The 19144-nt window shown below is 60.4% G+C and carries 19 protein-coding genes and 2 pseudogenes; 7 read left to right on the forward strand and 14 right to left on the reverse strand.

The window, feature by feature from the left end; genetic code table 11:
• The first annotated feature begins 75 nt into the window (after positions 1–75).
• A complete protein-coding gene (locus ACSSV3_RS02480) occupies positions 76–489 on the forward strand; it encodes an alcohol dehydrogenase catalytic domain-containing protein (protein ID WP_354325750.1) in 414 nt (137 codons plus the stop codon).
• Entirely contained in the window at positions 456–959 is a 504-nt protein-coding gene (locus tag ACSSV3_RS02485) for a zinc-binding dehydrogenase (protein WP_354325751.1), read from the forward strand. The genes ACSSV3_RS02480 and ACSSV3_RS02485 overlap by 34 nt, the downstream gene beginning before the upstream one ends.
• On the opposite strand, the gene ACSSV3_RS02490 is transcribed toward ACSSV3_RS02485, so the two are convergent.
• The 5 genes from ACSSV3_RS02490 to ACSSV3_RS02510 form a co-directional block, all read right to left on the reverse strand.
• On the reverse strand, positions 956–1846 hold the full coding sequence (locus tag ACSSV3_RS02490) for an NAD(P)H-dependent flavin oxidoreductase (RefSeq protein ID WP_454184744.1): 891 nt from the start codon (positions 1844–1846) through the stop codon (positions 956–958). The genes ACSSV3_RS02485 and ACSSV3_RS02490 overlap by 4 nt on opposite strands.
• Positions 1847–1908: 62 nt before the next feature.
• A complete protein-coding gene (locus ACSSV3_RS02495) occupies positions 1909–3405 on the reverse strand; it encodes a class I adenylate-forming enzyme family protein (protein WP_354325753.1) in 1497 nt (498 codons plus the stop codon).
• A 9-nt stretch (positions 3406–3414) separates the two neighbouring features.
• Positions 3415–3702 (reverse strand): hypothetical protein, encoded by a 288-nt coding sequence (locus ACSSV3_RS02500; protein ID WP_354325755.1) that lies wholly within the window; start codon positions 3700–3702, stop codon positions 3415–3417.
• A gap of 21 nt (positions 3703–3723) precedes the next feature.
• Positions 3724–4731, reverse strand: a complete 1008-nt coding sequence (locus ACSSV3_RS02505; protein WP_354325757.1) for an acyl-CoA dehydrogenase family protein — start codon at positions 4729–4731, stop codon at positions 3724–3726.
• 15 nt (positions 4732–4746) lie between these two features.
• A complete protein-coding gene (locus tag ACSSV3_RS02510; protein ID WP_354325759.1) occupies positions 4747–5943 on the reverse strand; it encodes an acyl-CoA dehydrogenase family protein in 1197 nt (398 codons plus the stop codon).
• 171 nt (positions 5944–6114) lie between these two features.
• Here ACSSV3_RS02510 and ACSSV3_RS02515 point away from each other — a divergent pair, with 171 nt between their 5' ends.
• Complete coding sequence (locus ACSSV3_RS02515; protein ID WP_354325760.1) at positions 6115–6441, forward strand: acyl-CoA thioesterase domain-containing protein; 327 nt, start codon at positions 6115–6117, stop codon at positions 6439–6441.
• A 339-nt stretch (positions 6442–6780) separates the two neighbouring features.
• On the opposite strand, the gene ACSSV3_RS02520 is transcribed toward ACSSV3_RS02515, so the two are convergent.
• Both ACSSV3_RS02520 and ACSSV3_RS02525 read right to left on the reverse strand, forming a co-directional pair.
• Positions 6781–7572 (reverse strand): enoyl-CoA hydratase-related protein, encoded by a 792-nt coding sequence (locus ACSSV3_RS02520; RefSeq protein ID WP_354325762.1) that lies wholly within the window; start codon positions 7570–7572, stop codon positions 6781–6783.
• 6 nt (positions 7573–7578) lie between these two features.
• Positions 7579–8865, reverse strand: coding sequence for an FAS1-like dehydratase domain-containing protein (locus ACSSV3_RS02525; protein WP_354325764.1), 1287 nt, complete (start codon positions 8863–8865; stop codon positions 7579–7581).
• 40 nt (positions 8866–8905) lie between these two features.
• Between ACSSV3_RS02525 and ACSSV3_RS02530 the strand changes: the two genes are divergently transcribed.
• Positions 8906–10426, forward strand: coding sequence for a class I adenylate-forming enzyme family protein (locus tag ACSSV3_RS02530; RefSeq protein ID WP_354325765.1), 1521 nt, complete (start codon positions 8906–8908; stop codon positions 10424–10426).
• A gap of 7 nt (positions 10427–10433) precedes the next feature.
• Here ACSSV3_RS02530 and ACSSV3_RS02535 read toward each other — a convergent pair whose 3' ends face one another.
• The 6 genes and pseudogenes from ACSSV3_RS02535 to ACSSV3_RS02560 form a co-directional block, all read right to left on the reverse strand.
• On the reverse strand, positions 10434–10754 hold the full coding sequence (locus tag ACSSV3_RS02535; protein ID WP_354325767.1) for a hotdog fold thioesterase: 321 nt from the start codon (positions 10752–10754) through the stop codon (positions 10434–10436).
• A pseudogene (locus ACSSV3_RS02540) lies at positions 10732–10827 on the reverse strand (esterase); the annotation flags it as partial. The pseudogene ACSSV3_RS02540 and the gene ACSSV3_RS02535, both read right to left, overlap by 23 nt.
• A gap of 29 nt (positions 10828–10856) precedes the next feature.
• The gene (locus tag ACSSV3_RS02545; RefSeq protein ID WP_354325903.1) at positions 10857–11837 is read right to left on the reverse strand and encodes an aldo/keto reductase; all 981 of its coding nucleotides are present in this window, start codon (positions 11835–11837) and stop codon (positions 10857–10859) included.
• Between the two features lie 2 nt (positions 11838–11839).
• Positions 11840–13060, reverse strand: coding sequence for an acyl-CoA dehydrogenase family protein (locus ACSSV3_RS02550; RefSeq protein ID WP_354325768.1), 1221 nt, complete (start codon positions 13058–13060; stop codon positions 11840–11842).
• A 1-nt stretch (position 13061) separates the two neighbouring features.
• Complete coding sequence (locus ACSSV3_RS02555) at positions 13062–14150, reverse strand: acyl-CoA dehydrogenase family protein (RefSeq protein WP_354325770.1); 1089 nt, start codon at positions 14148–14150, stop codon at positions 13062–13064.
• A gap of 20 nt (positions 14151–14170) precedes the next feature.
• Entirely contained in the window at positions 14171–15538 is a 1368-nt protein-coding gene (locus tag ACSSV3_RS02560) for a phosphotransferase family protein (protein ID WP_354325772.1), read from the reverse strand.
• Between the two features lie 67 nt (positions 15539–15605).
• Here ACSSV3_RS02560 and ACSSV3_RS02565 point away from each other — a divergent pair, with 67 nt between their 5' ends.
• The 3 genes and pseudogenes from ACSSV3_RS02565 to ACSSV3_RS02575 all read left to right on the forward strand — a co-directional run.
• Positions 15606–16412, forward strand: a complete 807-nt coding sequence (locus tag ACSSV3_RS02565; RefSeq protein WP_354325773.1) for an enoyl-CoA hydratase/isomerase family protein — start codon at positions 15606–15608, stop codon at positions 16410–16412.
• Positions 16345–16668, forward strand: coding sequence for an AMP-binding protein (locus tag ACSSV3_RS02570; protein WP_354325774.1), 324 nt, complete (start codon positions 16345–16347; stop codon positions 16666–16668). The genes ACSSV3_RS02565 and ACSSV3_RS02570 overlap by 68 nt, the downstream gene beginning before the upstream one ends.
• 374 nt (positions 16669–17042) lie before the next feature.
• Positions 17043–17531, forward strand: a pseudogene (locus tag ACSSV3_RS02575) (tyrosine-type recombinase/integrase); the annotation flags it as partial.
• A 90-nt stretch (positions 17532–17621) separates the two neighbouring features.
• Here ACSSV3_RS02575 and ACSSV3_RS02580 read toward each other — a convergent pair.
• Positions 17622–19055 (reverse strand): helix-turn-helix domain-containing protein, encoded by a 1434-nt coding sequence (locus tag ACSSV3_RS02580; protein ID WP_354325776.1) that lies wholly within the window; start codon positions 19053–19055, stop codon positions 17622–17624.
• Positions 19056–19144: the final 89 nt, after the last annotated feature.

Below are 19144 nucleotides of genomic sequence, written 5' to 3' on the forward strand. Positions count from 1 at the left end.
CATTGCTGACGAGTGTGGCCCGCCCGAAGCTACGAACTCCGCGATCTAAGCTCGCTCGCCTTGCGACCCGGACATGTGCGGATCGCGATTCAAGCGGCCGGGATCAGCTTTGTCGACGTACTGACTGCTGAGGGGCGCTATCAGATCAAGCCGCCAATGCCGTGCACTCCCGGCAGCGAATCCGCAGGCGTGATTCGCGATATCGGCACAGAAGTGTCGGGTCTTTCAGTGGGTGATCAAGTCTCGGCTAGCGGCTGGGGCGGGTTGTTCGCCAAAGAAGCGGTGCTTCCGGCGCGCGGAGTCCGCAAGTTTCCAGATGCGTTGAGCTTTACCGAAGCGGCGGTTTCCCGGTCAGCTATGCCACCGCCTGGCACGGGCTGGTTGATCGCGGCCAACTTCACGCGGGCGAAACGCTGCTGGTCCTTGGCGCCGGTGGAGCGACGGGTTATGCCGCTGTGCAAGTCGGCAAGCACCTTGGCGCGCGGGTGATCGCGTCTGCCTCCAGCGCGGACAAACGTACCCTTGCACTGGCGGGCGGGGCAGATAATGTCGTTGACGCCCGCGCCGATAATTGGCGCGAGCAGGTCAAGGCGGCAAATGAAGGCAAACCGGTCGACGTGGTGTTTGACCCGGTTGGCGGCGAGGCGACCGGTCCGGCATTTCGCTCGCTTGGTTGGGGCGGTCGGCACCTTGTCATCGGTTTTCTAGGCGGAATCGCAACTCTCCAAACCAACCTGTCGCTGCTTAAGGATGCCAGCCTTGTCGGCGTCGATATCCGCCAGTTTAATGAGCGGGAGCCGGACAAGGCGGAAGCGAACCGCGCCGAAACCAGCCGCCTTGCCGCTGCGGGCGTGCTGAAGCTGGTCATCGCCCAGACTTTTCCGCTCGAACGGTTCCGCGAGGCCATGACTGCTGCTGCCAGCGGCGCACTGGCAGGGCGGATGGTGCTGGAAATCTAGCGCCACCCGGCTTCGATCGAGGCGAGACGTGCGCGCCAGCCGGAATGCCCACCCATTGCCACGAAGTCGCTCGAAAGACTTTTCACCAGCTGCGCCACCGGCAACTCCGTATCTATCAACCCAACACTTTGCCCTGCACTGAAAATGTCGCGCCAAGGCTTTATTCCGGCGGGCATGGGTGTCCGGTGGTCAGGTAACTCCAAGTAATCGAGGCCCGCCGCCTCAAGCGAATCCGCGATCCAGTTGGCAACTACCCCGTTCATGGCCGCTGAAGGAACGATCCGCTCCATTCCCGCGCGAACGATCATATCTCGGTGCCGCTGGACCACGCCGCTTTCCGGGGTAGCAATAAATCGAGTGCCCATACAGGCAAGGTCTGCGCCCAGCGCAAGCGCACCGCGTATCGCGCGCGCATCGGCAATCCCGCCCGCGACAATCAGCAGGCCATCCCATATCCGCCGGACTGCCGGAACAAAGGCAAAGGGTGTCAAATCGCCCGTATGCCCCCCTGCCCCCGCACAGGTCAGCATAAGACCATCGACCCCAGCCGCCAAAGCCTTCTCGGCATGACGCAAGGTCGTAACATCCTGGATCACTCGGCCACCCCAGCCATGAACCCGCTCGACCATCCGCGCCGGATCTCCGACACTGGATAAGACCAGCGGAAACCGGGCCTGTTCCAGCAGGCCAAAACGGCTGTCAAAGGCTGGGTCGCCGGCCATTCGCGCGGGCAAGTTGACGATTGCGGGGGCACGACCGGGCGCTTCCAGCATCGCGAGATAGTGTGAGAATTCGGTCTCGTTCGTTGCGGCGCCGCCCTGCCAACCCGCAACGACTCCTGCTTCCACGCACGCCCGTGTGAGCGCCGGAGAAGATGCAATGCTCATCGGCGCGCACATGAGCGGCAGTTCGAGTTGCGCGAACATCACGCCAGGCTGCCCCACTCGGCTCACGCTGCTAGCATCGCCTTCACTTCGCGCCGAAGCAGCTTGCCCATTTCATTATAGGGCAAGGTCGGGAAGAAGCGGACCAGTTCCGGCACCCGGCTAGAGCGCAAACGAGCGCGGATCATGTCCTTCAGTTCACTCTCGCTCGGCTGGTCAAAACCGCCGCGCACTACCGCGGCGATCCCCACCGCCTCGCCCCATTCCAGGCTGGGGACGGCGACGGCGGCTACATCGGCAATCGCCGGATGGGTCAGCAACAGGTCCTCGATCTCGCCCGGCGAGATGTTCTCACCTCCGCGCACGATCACGTCGTCGGCGCGGCCAGCCAGAAATAGATAGCCGTCCTCGTCGAGATAGCCAGCATCGCGGGTCGGGAACCAGCCATCGGCATCAAGCGCGCTCTTTTCCTTGTACTGGCCGGAAACCTGATCACCCCGCACATAGATTTCACCCGCCTGCCTCGGCGGCAGGGTGTGGCCGTCTTCGTCGCGGATTTCCAGTTCGACCGTCGGCAGTGGAATTCCGACCGAAGCCAGCCGAGCCTGTATTTTGGGATCGCTTGAGCGGTGGGCAGCACGGTGTTCGTCCGGCCCCAGCAAGGCGATGGTTGAACTGGTTTCGGTCAGGCCATAGGCGTTGGTGAAGGCCGTTTCGGGCAGCAGGTCGAGCGCCTGCCGGATCAGTTCGAGCGGCATCTTGCCCCCGCCATAAGCAATCGCGCGCAGCGAGGTGATGTCCGCCTTCACACCTTTTTCCAGCGCGTGGATGATCCGCCCCAGCATGGTCGGAACCACAAAGGCATTGGTGACCCGTTCGGCATCGACCAACTTCAGCCAGTCCTCCGGCGCGAACGCGGGCAGCAGCACGATCCGCCGCTGGGCATAGATCGACGAGGCCAAGGCCGCGATGCCGGCAATGTGATAGGGCGGCACCGAAACCAGCGTCGCTTCGCCCTCGTCCGCCGAGCCGAACTCAACCGTGCCAAGGATGTAGGACACCAGATTGGAATGGCCTAGCAGCGCCGCCTTGGGCGCGGCGGTGGTGCCGCTGGTGAACAGCTGGATCGCCGTGCCAAGGCCCGGGTCGTGCTCGGCAAATTCATCGGCCACCGCCTCCAGCGCGGCCTGCGTGAATTCGCTGCGCGGATAGGCGGTGTGGCCCTGCCCGTCGGCCAGCCGGCCGACCCGCGCCACATCACCGATCACCAGCGCCGGGGCTATCCGCCCGAGCAGCGCGCCCAGATCGGTATCGGCGAGCCGGTAATTAAGCGGGCAATACGGGACGCCGGCCAGCGCCGCGCCGAACAGCGCTATCACCGCCGCTTCGCTCGATTCGTCAAGCAGGGCAACGTGGCTAGCACCGCTGGCGCGGATCAGTTCGCAGGCTCCGCGTGCGGCGACATCCAGCTCGCCATAGGTCCAGCGCTTGCCGTCACAAATCAGGCCGACGCGGTTGGGAGCAGCCTGGGCGGCCATTTCGAGTATAAGGGAAATGTTCATGGGTATCGATCAGTCCGAAGCAGGGAGCGGCTTGGCTTCCTTCAGCACCAGCGCCACGCCGTTCAGGGCGAAACTGCCCTTGCCCGGCTTTACGCAGAGCAGCTCTACCGTGCCATCGACATCGATATACCGCTTGCCCATTACCGTGCCTCCGTCGAATCCGGCGACAGGCGTACCATCACCGACCGCATCGTCGGCCATCGGCACACCACCGCATTCGATCGTGCCGCCCATGTACTTGATCACCACCGCTTCGCTGGCGCAGGCCGCGCTCTTGATCCGGCTTCCAGGTTTCATCACTTCACTCCCAAAATGCCATTACCAACCGGCCAGCTTGGCCGCGCGGGCGCGGTTCTGCGCCGGGCTGCCGAGCCAGGCCCGGTTCTGGATCGAACGACGGAACCAGTAATTGAGGCCATGTTCCCATGTATAGCCGATCCCGCCGTGGACGACGATGGCGGCGCGTGTGGTGCGGGTATATACTTCGCACAAGTGCGCCTTAGCCATGGCGGCGGCTCGGGTGCAATCAGGCAAATCCGCATCCCAGGCATAAGCCGCGTACCACACCAGCGCCCGAGATGGTTCCACCTCCAGTGCCATTTGCGCCAGCTGGTGCTTTACCGCCTGAAACTTGGCGATCGCCTTGCCGAACTGTTCGCGGGTCTTGGCATAATCGACCGACAGGTCGGTGCAGTGTTGCGCTCCGCCCAGGGCATCGGCAGCGATCAGCACCAACGCGGCATCGTTCAGGCGCTGGACCATCGGATCACCGGCGGCGAACAGCGGATGCGCCTTTACGGTGTCGAACGTCACTCGCGATACGGGGCGGCTGCGATCGGTCGCAATGACCGCCTCGATCGTCACCCCTTGTCCTGCCTCGATCAGATGCAATCCGCCCGCACCATCATCGGCCAGGAAATAGTCGGCCGCGCGGGCCGCCTGGACCAGATTGCCGCTGAGCGCGAGCGTGACGACGCTTTCCCCGCTGGCAATTGCGGGCAGCAGTTCACGGGTGGCAGCGTTGGCGCAAGCAGACACGGCAATCGCGCCGACAATCTGCCCAATCAACGGCCCCGGCGCAGCCGCCGCGCCCGCCACTTCGCAGACCAGCGCAGCATCAAGCAGGCCTAGGCCAGCCCCGCCATCAGCTTCGGGCAGGGCTAGACCGCCGATACCCAGCGCCATCAGCGCCTGCCAGCTGTCCGCATCAAAATCAGCCTCGCCATCGGCAAAGCCGTGCAACTGCTCCATCCCCCAGCATTCGCCCAGGGTGCCGCGCACAGCGTCCTGGATTGCGACCTGTTCGGATGTCAGGTGAAAACGCATCGCTCCCTCTCCCCGTCAGGCCGCGCCATCGCGCGGCAGGCCAAGACCACGTTCGGCGATGATGTTGCGCTGGATGTTGCTGGTGCCCCCGGCAATCGAATTGCCCAGGCTGCCCATGATCTGATCAAGCCACTTGTTGGGTCCGCGCGGCCCGCGCGGCCCGCGCCCGCCGGCCCCGGCCGGCTCGATCAGGGCGTGATCGGCAATCAGGTCCTGCGCCAGCAGGGCCATCTCGTGCCCGATTTCGGTCAGCAGCAGCTTCATCATAAGCTGGACCGACCCGGCATCTTCCCCGGCTGCTGCACAAGAAAACAGGCGAAAGCTGGTGTAGCGGTGGGACATGACCCTTCCTTCGATCTCGGCCAACCGGTCACGGACCAACGGATCGTTCATTCGCCCCATTTCCTCGGCCAGTTCCACTAGTTTCCTGAACTGGCCACCCAGGCCGTCGGCACTGCCGATGCTGGCGCGTTCATGCTTCAGCGTGGTGCGCGAAACGTACCAGCCCTTGCCGCGTTCGCCGACCTGCCACGCCACCGGCGTTTCGGCATTGTCGAAGAAGAATTCGCAAAAAGTATGTGCGCCCTCTTCCCCGGTCATCTGCCGGATTGGGCGGCGGGTGATGCCGGGTTGATCGAGGTCGATCAGCAGATAGGTGATTCCGTCATGCTTGGGCGCGTCGGGCTCGGTTCGCACCAACATAAACATATGGGTCGCCTGCATGCCTTGGCTGGTCCATATCTTCTGGCCGTTGATGATCCACTTGGTGCCGTCGGGCGAAAGCTCGCTTTTGGTGCGAACCGAGGCAAGGTCTGAGCCGGAGCCGGGTTCGGAATAGCCTTGGCCCCAGATGTAATCGCCCTCGATGGTCTGACGGATGAACAGGTCCTTCTGTTCCTCCGTGCCTTGTTCGAGCAAGGTCGGCACGGTCATGTTGACGCCGTTACCGCCCACTTCCATCGGCGCGCGGGCGCGCGAAAATTCCTCGCGGATCACTTGGGCCCGAATCACGTCGACTGGTTGTTCTGAGCCGCCATAGCGCTTCGGTACCGCGCGGTAGAGGTAACCGCGCTCGACCGCAGCGCGGCGGAATGCACGAACGAACTCTTTCAGTTCGACGCCGTGCCTGTCGCGCGGTTGCCAGTGTTCTTGCACAAAGCCGCGCACTTCCGTCCGGAAGGCTTCCGCCGCTTCGCCGTAACTCAGGTCCATTGACAAATTTCTCCGTAGTCGGTGGTTGTTTCGCGGTTTAGGCTATGCCTTAGTTGTATTACTAGGTCAAATATGTCGATCACTCTGGAGGGTTTAATGACACCCCCAACGAACCATCCCTAGCCACCCCGATACTATGATCAGGACGGCTGTGCATTTGTCCCCACCTCCGTGTGCCGAAGCCCATGGGATGGCCTTGCGATTGCGGGCGGGCCAGTCAGCGCGTTGCAAGCCCATTGTGCCAAGGATGCTGCGCTGGACAAACATTTAGAGATCGCCCGGTTCCAAATCGACATTTTCGGCAAGGTCCCACACCAGCCGCTTACCCACGCCCTGGAAGTGTCGAGCGGAGGTCGGAAGACCAAACTGCAGCGGATTGTCCTGCTGGCTGGAGATAAACCGGTGGCGCAGGCCCAAGTCCTGCGTGTGCGCCGGATGGACACCCCGGTGTTCGCCGTACCTCACGACTATCCTGCCCCTGAGACAATCCCGGTGTAGGAAGAGCCGCCCAACGCGCGCATGGCAGGGGCTATCACTTTGCGCAGGATTGTGGGAGCACCCGGCATTCCCGGCCGCAGCGTCTTATGGTTGAAGCCAGTATCCGACTGAAGTCGGAGGGGTGCCTCCCAGAAGTGGGACTCTAAATCCGCACCAACGGAAAAATGCCTCCCCTCCGCTGTAAGGGCAATTGCACGGACATCACTATTTCGTTCAAATCGAGGAATACGTCCCGAATTTCTCCGAGCAATTCAGGCCACGACGCATTGCCGTTATCGCCGCAAGCGGCATGGACCCATACCACCCCATCAGCGGTGTGTTCCACGCGGACATACTGCATCAGTGCTCTTCAGCCTTGCGCTTCTCGCGCCAGATCATCGCCGTGGCTTGGGTTGATAGCCCCATGTTGAGCGCTTCCGCATCCAGTGCAGCCTCGAAGGCCCAATCCTCGGCATTGTTGAGGTTCTGCTTCATGTAGCGAAAGCCCATGCGTGGACCGTCAGCCAACCGGTGCCCCGCCTTCAGCGTTTCCTCGCGCAGAACAGCGTCATCGAACAAGCGGGTGTAGAGCCCTTTGGCAAAGGCTTCTTCGCCAGTAAGCTTTTCACCCAGAAGGAACAGCTCGCGCGCGACGCCGGTCCCGACGATCTTGCTCCAGAACCATGTCGAGCCGAAGTCGCCCCCCGCTCCGATCCGATCAAAGGCAGTCAGGAAGCTTGCCGATTTTGCGGCAAAGCGCAGGTCGCACGCTCCGGCAATGCCAATTCCCGCACCTGCGACTGGCCCATTGACCATGGCGATCGTCGGCTTGGGCATTTCGTGCAGTAAGCGTGACGTTTCCATGAAGGCGCGCAAGCGGACAAAGCTCTGTTCGGTCCTGCTCCCGCTGTCGCCATTGGCGGGGACGATGGCCTTGTCGGCACCGCCTTCTTTGAGATCGCCGCCAGCACAGAATCCGCGCCCGGCGCCCGTTACGACAACGCAACCGACCGAGACATCGCGCGCAGCATCCGCGCAGGCATCCGCGAGCGGCGCCATGATCGAGCCGGTCAAGGCATTGAGCCGGTCAGGACGGTTGAGGGTGATGATCCTGACACCACCCTCATTTTCGATCAGCAGTTCGTCTGACATCAGCGATCAATCCCCACCCAGTTCCCAATGCCGGGCCATCATTCTCGCCGCGGTTTCAGCCAATTCGGCTGGCACTTCCGGGTAGAGCGGGAACAGCTTGTCCTTGCTCGGCAAGGCGATCGTCGCCGTCGAACGAACCGTCTCCTCTTCGCGCTGGTTCACGAACCGGACCGCAACATCGACAAGGTTCTGCCCGTTCTCGACCCGCTTGGCCAGTACTTCACCGGTTACCCGCTGAACGTCGCCCATGAAATTGAATTTGCGGATCTCGTCATGGACGTGGACGATAACGCCGTCATCGCCGGCCCAGTCGTTGAGATACTGCCATAGGTAGTTTTCGCGCATTACACCGTAGTCATAGGCCATCGGATTGCCGATTGCCTGGGCCCAGACCGGGTCCCAATGGAGCCTTTGAGCGACATCCGGAATCCCGTATTCGTTCTTGACGTAGAACGCCGGGATACGCTGGCGGTTCTTGTGCGCGCGGCGGTTGGCGGTCGGGGCATAAGGCACGAAGCCGTAACCACCCGCGTGGAAGCAGATCACATCGGTGACGGTCAGCGGCCCCTTGGCCTGCAACCCAAGAGAATCGCCCTCTGCAACATCCTCGAAGTAGCGCTTCTCACTCCCCTGGACGTGCTCGTTGGCGTAGATATTCTCGATCTCCTGGAATTCCTCGTCGGTGTAGGTTGCCGGTTTGATCGACAGATTTTTGCCCTTCTTCACGGCGGTCTTACGCTCAGTGAGAACGCGCAGGATATCGTAGGTGGCCACAACTTCTGCGCGCTGGTTGATCTTTACCCGGCGGCTAGTAATGATGACCGAACGACCGGCAAATTCCGACTGCTTGACTTCGCAGGTCAGGTCTCCGCCATAGGAATAGATCGTGTCGCCTGGTCGCACTGGCCGGTAGAAGTTCCAAGCCGATCCCGACACGAACACATGAATGCCTTTGAACAGGCTTTTCTTGAGCGCTTTCACTTCGTCCGGGAGCGGGTCGCCCTTCATCGGCTTGTTGACCTGCCCTACGAACATGCCCGGCGCGATGACTCCGCCCCACCGCGTCTTCCGAGCATAGTGGGCGTCCGAAAACAGCGGATTGTCGTCCCCGCAACCATAGGCCCAGTTACGGATCGAATCTTCCGAAACGGTCTGGACATACTCCCCTGTTCTTTGCGGTTCCCAAACGCCAATCAGCTTGCGCTGGCGTTCGATATCGCTGTCAAGGATCTCATAGGCGGTCGCCTTTTGCCATTCCTCGCTCTGCTTGATATCGGTTTTAGCTTCAGTCACGGCAATCCTCCTTGATCCCAGTTATATAACTAGGTAATAGATGCTGTCTGGGCAGGCAAGGGAATTCGGGATGACGCAAGTAAGGCGGATCAGCGACGCGCTGAAGGTGCGGGCAGAGCACCAGCGGGACGAGATTGCGCACGATGGCATCAACAGACAGATCACCTATGCCGAGTGGGACCGCGAGGCAGATGAAATAGGCGGTGGCCTTGCTGCGGCAGGCCTGCAGCCTGGTGATCGGGTGTTCCTGCCGATCAGCAACTCCCATGCAGTAGAAATGGCCATTGCGGTCTTCGCTGTGTTCCGCGCCGGCGGCATTGCCTGCCCCATCAATACACGCTTGAATGCCAATGAAATTGCCGACTTCGCAGAGCTCACCACGCCGCGCTGGTGCATCACCGATGTCCCGGATATCGTCGCTGGGCTGGATCTTGCCGGATGCTGGAATGTCGCGGACATGCCGCGTGATCTGACCAGTCTGCCGGACCAGGCCGCACTCGACCCCGAAGCCGATGCAGAAATTCTCGGGACTAGCGGCACGACAGGTAAGATCAAGGGCGTCGTTGTTTCCCACCCGGACCTTATGAAGGGGGTGACCGGCACCAATATGGACCGATCACGCTCCACTCTCAGCGCGCTGCCGCTGACGGGTTCCGGCGGAAACCTCGGCATCGTGATGTTGCCTGCGCGTGGCGGAGCCACCGCGATCACCCAGCCCAAGTTCGATCCCAAGGGGTTCCTCGATCTGGTGCGGGAGAAACGCCCCAACCTGGTTTACCTGGTCCCTTCGATGCTACGCCTGATTCTGGACCATCCCGATGTTGCGGACTATGATTTCGAAGGCGTGAAATACCTGATGACTGGCACTGCCCCGCTCCCGCACGATTCCGTGAAGCGCGCGCTGGATCTGTGGCCGCGTGTCCGGATGCGCAACAGCTATGGCATGTCCGAAGGCGGGATCGGAGTTAGCACGACCAGCATGGAACAGGTGCTCAAACCCGGCTGCGTGGGCAAGCTGCCCGAACACATGCAATTGCGTGACGAAGACGGGAAAGTCATCACCCAACCCGGCGTCATCGGTGAAATCTACGGTTACCAGAACCATCCGCGCCGCTACTGGAACGACCCCGAAGCGACGGCCGCAAGTTTCGTCTCGGGTTGGACCAAGACCGGCGATCTTGGCTATGTCGACGATGACGGCGATCTGATCATGGCCGGGCGTTCCAAGGAACTTATCATTCGCGGGGGCTACAATATTACCCCGCTTGAGATTGAGACTGCCCTGCACCTGCATCCAGCGGTGCAACAGGCAGCAGTGGTCGGCATCGGTCATGAAGTGTTGGGAGAAGACATCGCTGCCGCTGTAACCTTGCGCCCCGGCCTTGTCGCCACCCCGGCAGAGATCATCGAATTTTGCCGCCAGCATCTCGCCGACAACAAGGTCCCTCGGACCCTGCTTGTCATCGACGAGATGCCGCTCAATCCCAACGGGAAGATCCTCAAGCAGGACCTAGTTACACCACTGAGCGCTGCGGCAAACGCAAGGCGACGTGCAGCATAGCGGACGGCTACATCCTAACCAACTCTATGGCAGCCATCGTAATCCGGGAAATGCAAACGAGCTTTTGCGCTTCGTCTGTGATGCGGATCGACCAGATTTGCGTCGTTCGGCCCAATGCTTCCGGTGAAGCGGTCGCGGTAACCCGGCCAGAATGAGCAGGCCGGATGTGATTGGCATTTATCTCCATACCTACCGCTGAAAATTTCTCTCGATCTACGCACCATCCGGCCGCCATTGAGGCTGTGCACGAGTGACGCGCCGCCATGAAGCCTGCCAAATGGCTGAAAAGTCCGTTGGTCAACGGGCATTCGGGCGCTGATCCAGTCATCTCCACAATCGACGAATTCAATGCCAATGAGCTCCGCAATTGTGTTGCGATGCAGCTTGTTGCGTTCGTTCAGCGAAGGGCGGACTCACGCCGACCAAATCATCACATGATCCCTTGCACCGGATGCGGAATATAAGGAGCCTCCAGAATCTCGACGTCGGTCGGTTCAAGCTGGAGTTCCAAGGCAGAAAGTGCATCTTCAAGCTGAGGCAGCTTTGTCACACCGATGATGGGCGAGGTCACTCCCGGTTTGCCGAGTAACCATGCCAATGCAAGCTGCGCCATTGGCACTCCACGCGACTTACTTATGGCGCCCAACGCTTCGACAACCTGCCTGTCACTGTCTTCAGTCCTGGAATACAGCAAGTCACCGAAACGATCGCTCGAAGAGCGCTCGGTAACAGTGCCCCACGGTCGCGTAAGTCTGCCACGGGCGAGAGGGCTCCACGGAATCACTCCGATGCCTTCAGCTCGGCACAGCGGCAGCATCTCTCGCTCTTCTTCTCGATAGAGTAGGTTGAGATGGTTCTGCATCGAAATGAATTTGGCCCAGCCATTTTGCTGAGAAAGCAATAGTGCCTTCTGGAACTGCCAGGAATACATTGAAGATGCGCCAGTATACCGTGCTTTTCCTGCTCGAACTATGTCATTCAAAGCTTCCAGCGTTTCCTCGATCGGAGTGTCATTGTCCCAGCGATGAATCTGATAGAGATCAATATAGTCCGTACCCAAGCGGCGCAGGCTGTCATCTACTGCCTGGAGTAAGGCTTTTCGTGAGAGTCCACCCTGATTTGGTCCCCGCCCCCAACGCCCCCACGCCTTGGTTGCAATCACGACTTCATCACGGCGCGCAAAGTCTTTCAGCGCACGGCCAGTAATTTCTTCTGATGCACCTCCTGCGTAGATATTTGCAGTGTCAAAAAAATTGATCCCCGCCTCTACCGCGCGTCTGACGATCATTCGACTGGCGTCTTCATCCAATACCCAGGGGTGAGCACCATTGCCCGGTTCGCCAAAGCTCATGCACCCCAGACACAGCTGCGAAACCATCAGTCCGCTGTTGCCAAGCCTTTTGTATTGCATGGTCACTTCAGCTGCTCAAACGGGACGTCTTTGTCCATCCTGACTTCGCCCGGCATGCCCAGCACCCGCTCCGCGATCTGGTTGCGCAACACCTCGTCCGCTCCCCCGGCGATGCGCATCACGGTCGAGTAGATATAGTCGTATTGCAGACGTGCGGTTTCCTCGTCGGAAGGATCGGCTGCAATCGCATCCATTCCCCGCAATTCCATCGCTATGCCCAGCGCCTTCTGCTGGCGACCAGCATAGGCAAGCTTGACCATCCCCGCCAATGCTCCGGGATTTTCCCCTTTCGAGACCATGGTTCGCAAGCGCGCCTGGAAGAAGCGTTCGCCTTGCTCTTCGGCCAACGCTTCGCCAAGGGCCCGGCGGATAGCCTTGTCGTCCAGCATGGTTGAACCGTCATCGGCAGGTGTCCGCCCAGCCAGCTCCAGTAGTGGCTCGATCCCGCTGCGATGTGCGCCTGAGCCGAGCCGCTCGCCCATCAGAACGGTCATGCAGCAAGCCCACCCCTCTCCGATAGCTCCAATACGATTGGCATCGGGAATCCGCACATCGGTCAGGAAGGTCTCATTGAATTCGCTCATTCCGGAAATCTGCCGGATCGGTCGCGTTTCGATTCCCGGGGTCGCCATATCAACGACAAAGAAGGTCAGCCCCTTGTGCTTGGGCACGGTCGGGTCCGTGCGCACGACCAGGATTCCCCAGTCGGTCAGATGTGCGAAGCTCGACCAGACCTTCTGGCCGTTAACAATCCAGTCACCTGATCCATCATCCGCCTGCACCGCCTTGGTCCGAAGCGCCGCAAGGTCGGAACCGGCCGCCGGTTCGGAGAACAACTGGCACCAGGTGATATCGCCATTGAGCGTAGGTTTGATGAACCGGGCTCGCTGCTCGTCATTGCCATGTTTGGCAATGACCGGAAGCGCCATTCCGGTTCCGATCGAGGTAAAGGGTCCTTTGGGCAGATGATACCGGGATTCCTCTTCGGAAAAGATCACAGCCTCAATCCCGCTCAATCCGCCGCCACCAAGCTCTTTGGGGAAAGTCAGGCCCGACCAGCCACCCCTGAAGAGCTCGCGCATCCATGCCCGAGCCCGGTCAGCTTCGTCGGAATCGGCCAGAACCACACCCCTCGGCAGTTCGTGAGCCGGAGCGTGTTCGGCGAGCCATGCCTTCGCCCGTACACGGAAGGCAGATTCTTCAGGAGTGTCGTTGAAGTCCATGTCAGGAAGCCTTTCCTTGGAAACCTGGGCGCGCGTTGAGCAGTCGGTCTGTCCAGTAGTCACGGCCACCAAGATTGACCGCAAGCATCCGCTCGCGCCGGTAATAGAAGTGGCAATTGGCCTCGAAAGTGTAGCCGATGCCGCCATGAACCTGGAGGTTCTCACGCGCGGCCATCTCGAACGCCTTGATAGCAGTCAGCCGTGCTGCCGCCGCTGCGCTTGCAAGGTCATCGGGCGAACTTTCCGATGCCCACCCCGCATAATAGGCATTCGACTTCGCCAGTTCGATAGCCACTGCGACATCTGCAAGCTTGTGTTTGATCGCCTGATAACTCGCCAGCGGGCGGCCGAACATCTGCCGCTCCATCACATAATCGCGGCCCATCTCAAGACAAGCTTCGGAACCGCCAACAGCCTCGAACGCAACCTGGACTGCTGCCCGGTCAAGAAGAGTCGAAATCTGGTTCAATCCGGGCAGCATGTCCGCGTCGACGTCCTTGAAGTCGAGCCGGTAATGCGCGCGCAGCTGGTCAAAACTATCAAGCTTCGTACGCGTAACACCTGGCTGGTCGAGCTGCACGATCGCAAGCCCGTCCCCAACCTGCACGACAGCAATGGCCGCAATCCCGGCATCAGCAACCGGCGACTTGATGCCATTGAGCTTGCCAGCCATCAGGGAAGCCTCCTGCCCAAGCAGGGGCCCTGACCCTTCCGTGCTGGCAAAGCAGGCCACGATCTCACCGCTAGCTAGTTGGGGCAGCCAACGCTGCTTTTGCTGGACAGAACCGGCCAGCCGGATTGCATCAGCTGCGAGCACGATCGAAGAGGTGAACGGGACTGCTGCATTGACCCTGCCAAGCTCTTGCGAAATGACCCCGAGATCGAGCTCGCCCATGCCCAGCCCTCCGAACTCGTCGGGAATATTGGCACCGAGGAAGCCCATCTCTCCCAGCTCTCGCCAGAGGGCTTCATCCCATTCGGCACCAATGTCGATCAGCTTGCGCAAATGGTCGTAGGGCGAGCGCTCGGCCAACAGGCCACGCGCTTGCTCCGCCAGCATTTTCTGTTCGTCGGAAAGGTCGAAATCCATGGTCGTTCCTTATTCGGTCCCTATTGGGAGAAATCGTCGTACCACGTGGTAGCCAGCCCACCCATGGCATCGGCCATAAGCACGGTTTCGCGCACCACTCTATTGTAGCAAAGCTGGACCGCTGCAGAAAAATCGACTGACTGGTCGGCTATAGCGCGCGTCAATGCGGAGCGCGCCGGCAGCAACCCGTCAGGCGCTTCGGGCAGGAAGTGCTTGAGTTCCTCGAACTCAGCTGCATCGAATGCGGCACCATAACGCGCCCGCATGCGCCAAAACTTGATCAACCGCGCCAATTCCTTCGCCTTTGAAGCGGCTCTCTGGTTGCCGGCGGCCGGAACGATTTCCTCCTGGAGATCGGCCAATGCTGTATCGAAATATCGCTCTGTCCAATCCGGCTCGATGCCGGGCAAATCCGGCTCTTCGAGAGAGATACCTGCAAGTTCGGCGACCGCACGCACGATCACCCGCTTGTGCATCGTCCCGAACATCAAGGCGGTGCCGGTCGCTCCCAATCTGGAACCTTCTGCGGCGGCGAGGACCGCAGATGGCACTGAGAAGGACAGCTGAAAATAAAGCCGGTGGTACTTCACACGCGCGACATCCACGGCTCCCCCGACCGCGGCTGAATAGGCAGCGAAGACATTGCGCATCGGCACGAAAGGCTGGATCAAGCTCCGCACCCATATCTGTGCCAAGTCTTCGGCCGGATCACCCAGGTGGGTCAGTTCCCAATCCACAATCGCCGTGACCCGATCTTCATGGAACAGGAAATTTCCGGGACCGGCATCGCCATGCAGGACAACGGCTGGCCCGGTATCGGGCGGAATATTGCGTGCCAGCCAGTGCAGAGCCACTTGGTAAACCGGATCGCCTACCTTTGACTGATTATCTGCGCTCCATTGAGCAAGATTCTGGCTTATCCGCTGCGAGGGCAACTCCGTGCAATCGCCAAGCTCAGCAAATGCCGGATCGCTTGCATCGAGCCGGTGAAGCGTGGCGAGCTGGCCGACAAAATCCGTCGCCAGTTTTCCCTTGTCTTGTGCAAGGGCAAAACGGTCATTCCCGCCGACGAACTCACTCAACAGCGCGAGGTGCGAAGGAAATGTCGCGACTAACGGCGCGACCTTGATCCCAGCCTGGCGATAAGGCCCGGACAGGGCCGAAAGTATCGCTGTCTCGCGCTGGAAATATGCTAGCCTGGATGCCTCTCCGGCCCTTGCATCCCAGGCGAGATAGCACTGCGTTTCACGGCCATCCGCAAAACGCAGCAAAACCTCTGCCCCTTGGCGCGATGCTCCCCCGCCGCCCCGCGGCTTTTCACTGACGATGACAGAGCCGGTTTGCTGCTCTATCTCGTCACGCAAGCCCTGCGGGATTGCACTTGCCATTGCCTCATCCAGTTATATAACTACGTTACATAGCATCTTGAACACATTGCGCCCGGGAGAGTCAAGCGTGGCCTACGAAACCATCCTATTCGATGTGGCGGACCATGTCGCCACGATCACAATCAACCGGCCTGAAGCAATGAACAGCTTCAATCGCCAAATGATGGATGAGTTCGTTCATGCCTGGCACGAAATCTCGTGGAATGACGACATCCATGCCTGCGTGCTTCGCGCCGCGCCGGGGCGGGCATTTTGCACAGGAGTCGATGTGAAGGGAGCGGCGGCGGGCGGAGACACTCGCCCGGCCGTGGATCTCGACAATATCTGGCATTGCGAGGATCCGGGCGACATGCTCGGCCCGAAATCGCGGCGCTGCTGGAAACCGGTGATCGCCGCTGTCCACGGCATGGCTGCAGGCGGTGCCTTCTATTGGCTCAACGAGGCTGACATTATCATTGCCTCCGAGGATGCAACGTTCTTTGATCCGCATGTGACCTACGGAATGACAGCCGCACTTGAACCCATAGGGATGACCTACAAAATGCCACTCGCGGATGTGCTGCGCATGGTGCTGCTCGGCAATGACGAAAGGATGAGCGCAGAGTATGCGAAATCAATTGGTCTAGTCAGCGAAGTGGTTCCGCTCGACGCACTATGGAGCCGCGCAGACGAACTCGCCCGCCAGATAGCGGCAAAGCCACCGGCAGCAATACAAGGCTCGATCAAAGCTATCTGGACAAGCCTCGATCTGCCACGTTCCGTCGCTTTGGCGAACGGTCTCAAATACCCGCAGATCGGCAACCCGGTTGGCGTTCCGCAAGTCGATCGCGCTGCGCTTATGGCCGACAAGGCCAAGAAATTCACGTTGCGCTGAGGCAGGCGAGCCACGACCCACCCACGCCGCCTCTTCGCCTGACAAGATTGCGATTGTGATGAGCGATGGCTCGGGCAGCTTGACGTATCGCGAACTGGAAGACCGCGCCAACCGCGGTGCCCGACTGCTGCGATCGCTAGGCAACGAGAAGGGCGACACTAAAGCCTACTGGTTGCCCAATTGCCTCGAGGTTTTCGAAGTGTACTGGGCCGGGCAACGTGCAGGTCTTTACATCACGCCAATCGCCACTCGCTGACTGCAGACGAAAGCAGGGCAGGAGCAGCCTCAAGCTGCCGCCTTACGTCGCCCCCCAGCGGGAACTGACCAACAGCTAGTCGAGCAAAGGACCCGAGATTGTGGAAAATCCGCGCTTCAGATTAGCCACCGAAACCGGGGTATCCAAGGGGGTAGAGTGCACCTGCTCGTATGAGTTATACAATATTTATCAATGCGATAACAGCTAAGGCGGAATCCCTCCGTCTCCGCCATCGGCCTTTCCAAGCCGTTCCAAACCCAACCAAAGGGCCTAGCAAGCTCTTTTTTGGCGTTCAATCCGGTCCAGCCCAATCCGGCCCTAGCCAGATACATGTCGGGGTAGATTGGGGGTGAGGAACTCTTGCGATTGGGGGTATTGGATGCTTTACGGGCAAAGCTGTTCGCGCAGCGGCACCGAAGGACAAGGCCTACAAGGTGACTGACAGCGGCGGGCTCTTTCGGCACGTCTCGCCAAAGAATCACGAGTCATGGCGCTTTAAGTACAGGCTGGATGGCAAAGAGCAGCTGCTCACGCTCGGCACATATCCAGAGGTTTCTCTCGCCGAGGCGCGGGAGAAACGTAACGACGCCCGAAAGCTTCTGAGGGAGGGTCGTGACCCTCGGAGTGCAGCCAAACGGACCAAGCTTGTAGGCAATAGCGGCATGTTCCAGAGCTTAGAGCAGGCCGCCCGCGAATGGCATCAAGTTCAGAAGCCGAGGTGGAAACCAGTCCACGCCGATGATGTGATCACCAGCCTTGAGCGGGGCAACTTCCCGCATCTTGGCGCAATGCCGATGGACGTGATCGACAAACCGCTGCTGCTTTCGGTGCTCAAGAAGATCGAGGGGCGAGGCTCGATCGAGACGGCGCGTGGAGTGAAACAGCGAGTCGCGGCGATCTATCGCTATGTGAATGCGCATGGGGCTGGCCGCTGTGCTCCGAGAAGAGTTCAGCTATGTCTGCTTTATTCGCCCGTCAGAGGCAACGGTGAACGGAACCACCCCGCGGTGGAACAAATCGATCGAGATGCTCCGGTCGCTGGGAGGATAGGCGCGTTGGTCGCAATCGACGCGCGGACAGATCCGGCACGACACACCGATCGGCGTCACAGCCTTTTCGGAACGGATGTCGAGCCCGTCGGCGTAGATGAACTCCTTCGCGTGCTCGATCTCGCATCCCAGCGCCACGGCGTAGCGGCGCGGTGTTCGGTCGAAGCGACCAGAGGCCTTCACCAGCCCTTTGGCGATTGAGACATAGCGCAAACCATCCGGCGTCTCGGCCAGCTGGACAAGGATTCGGTCAGGACTGGCGGCCGCTTCATGCACCACCCACAGCGGGCACGCGCCTCCGAAGCGGGCGAATTGGAAGCGGGTGGCACTGTGCCGCTTGGTGATGTTGCCCGCCATGTCGACACGACAGAAGAAGATCGGCAAGCCTCGTTCTCCCTCGCGCTGCATGGTGGAGAGTCGGTGGCACGTCTGTTCGAAGCTCGTCTCGAAGAAGACCGCAAGCCGGTCGACATCGTGCCGAAATTCGCGGGCCACGCGGCGGAAGTCGCGGTAGGGCATGAGAAGGGCGCCAGCAGCATAATTTGCCAAGCCGACCGTGAGCAGATCCCGCGCCACCTCGCTACGCAACCGGGCCGCGCCGGCGATCTTACGGATCAGCGGCCCGAGCGTCATCGCGGCGATCTGGTAAGCGATCTGGAAGCGGATCCCGGTGCCTGACTGGCCCACGCCGATACGCAACACGCCCTGTCCGACGTCGAAGCTGCGTAGCACTTCTTGATGCTGCAATTCGACCGAGATGCCGTATTTGTCAAATAGGTGGTGCCGCAGGGCCTCGGTGGTGACAACCTGCCCCTCCCCGGACATGGTGATAGCCAGCTGCTCCGCTGTCCGGTCAATCTGATCGACATAGTTGTTCGACAGATGGAACCAGTCCCGCACTTCCTCCCACGGCAAGCGCGCGCCTTCATGTGTATCGACAGTCAACGCCTCGTCGATCATTTCCAGCCGCTGGTTCGCGCGGCGCAAGGCCTCGTGCAATACGACGAAGCGACGCGCGAAGCCGGGCTGCTGCTCGGCGATCCTGACGATCGTGTCGAGCGGTACAGGTTCGGCAAACAAGGGGTCGCTGGCCGCTTCGCGCAGCATCAGCGCCAGCTGATCGGTGTCCTCGCCCGGAAAGTCCTGCCAATCGAGCGGGAAAAGAGTTGCGACCCGTTCGATCAGGCGCGGCGTGAGCGGCCGGTCATCATGTTCGAGTTGGCTGAGATAGGAAGGGCTGATGCCCAGCTGACCGGCCAGTTCGGCCTGCATCATCTGCCGCTGCTCGCGCAGCACCCTTAGCTGTGCTCCTGCGAAGATCCTGTGTCGCTTGCTCATGCCGCCCTCAAGATTGCAAAGTGAGTGTTTGCAAATTTGCAAATTAACATTGGACCAGCACCCTGTCTTCCGCAAGGCTCCGACCGTGG

It is taken from the genome of Porphyrobacter sp. MBR-49 (assembly GCF_053628655.1).

What these genes read in the sequence shown, in the direction of transcription:
- ACSSV3_RS02535 (WP_354325767.1), bottom strand. Translation starts at nt 10,754, where the DNA reads ATGACTGGATCAGCGCCCGAATGCCCGTTGACCAACGGACTTTTCAGC.
- ACSSV3_RS02560 (WP_354325772.1), bottom strand. Translation starts at nt 15,538, where the DNA reads ATGGCAAGTGCAATCCCGCAGGGCTTGCGTGACGAGATAGAGCAGCAA.
- ACSSV3_RS02530 (WP_354325765.1), top strand. Translation starts at nt 8,906, where the DNA reads ATGCTGTCTGGGCAGGCAAGGGAATTCGGGATGACGCAAGTAAGGCGG.
- ACSSV3_RS02510 (WP_354325759.1), bottom strand. Translation starts at nt 5,943, where the DNA reads ATGGACCTGAGTTACGGCGAAGCGGCGGAAGCCTTCCGGACGGAAGTG.
- ACSSV3_RS02545 (WP_354325903.1), bottom strand. Translation starts at nt 11,837, where the DNA reads ATGCAATACAAAAGGCTTGGCAACAGCGGACTGATGGTTTCGCAGCTG.
- ACSSV3_RS02490 (WP_454184744.1), bottom strand. Translation starts at nt 1,846, where the DNA reads ATGAGCATTGCATCTTCTCCGGCGCTCACACGGGCGTGCGTGGAAGCA.
- ACSSV3_RS02520 (WP_354325762.1), bottom strand. Translation starts at nt 7,572, where the DNA reads ATGTCAGACGAACTGCTGATCGAAAATGAGGGTGGTGTCAGGATCATC.
- ACSSV3_RS02550 (WP_354325768.1), bottom strand. Translation starts at nt 13,060, where the DNA reads ATGGACTTCAACGACACTCCTGAAGAATCTGCCTTCCGTGTACGGGCG.
- ACSSV3_RS02505 (WP_354325757.1), bottom strand. Translation starts at nt 4,731, where the DNA reads ATGCGTTTTCACCTGACATCCGAACAGGTCGCAATCCAGGACGCTGTG.
- ACSSV3_RS02495 (WP_354325753.1), bottom strand. Translation starts at nt 3,405, where the DNA reads ATGAACATTTCCCTTATACTCGAAATGGCCGCCCAGGCTGCTCCCAAC.
- ACSSV3_RS02555 (WP_354325770.1), bottom strand. Translation starts at nt 14,150, where the DNA reads ATGGATTTCGACCTTTCCGACGAACAGAAAATGCTGGCGGAGCAAGCG.
- ACSSV3_RS02500 (WP_354325755.1), bottom strand. Translation starts at nt 3,702, where the DNA reads ATGAAACCTGGAAGCCGGATCAAGAGCGCGGCCTGCGCCAGCGAAGCG.
- ACSSV3_RS02580 (WP_354325776.1), bottom strand. Translation starts at nt 19,055, where the DNA reads ATGAGCAAGCGACACAGGATCTTCGCAGGAGCACAGCTAAGGGTGCTG.